Source organism: Nocardia cyriacigeorgica, assembly GCF_010858045.1.
Lineage (GTDB): Bacteria > Actinomycetota > Actinomycetes > Mycobacteriales > Mycobacteriaceae > Nocardia > Nocardia cyriacigeorgica_E.
Genome location: NZ_JAAGVC010000294.1, coordinates 1 through 297 on the forward strand (window position 1 = coordinate 1; position 297 = coordinate 297).

The 297-nt window shown below is 70.4% G+C and carries 1 protein-coding gene; it reads right to left on the reverse strand.

The window, feature by feature from the left end:
• On the reverse strand, positions 1-297 hold a 297-nt coding region (locus GV790_RS29775), incomplete at both ends, for a universal stress protein (protein ID WP_163818142.1).

The following is a 297-nucleotide window of genomic DNA, read 5'->3' on the forward strand; positions in this document are numbered from 1 at the left end:
GGTCGGTCCTCGGCGACGATGCATCGCACCGGCACCTCGGGATGACGCGCGGACAGCGGTGCCAACGTCTCCGTCAACCTGGTCAGCGCCTCCGCCTCGAGTTCGGGGCGGGAGAGATAGCGATAGAACTCCGACCACGCCAGCACCGCAACCAGCTCCGTGTCGCGTCGAGCCGCCTGGTCGAACGCGATGTCGATGGCGCGGATGCTGGTGGGGGAGCAGTCGGTACCGACCACCACGGGGCCGGCGCCGCGTTCGGCCGAGTCGGGGATGATCGCGACCGGGCAGTGGGCGTGG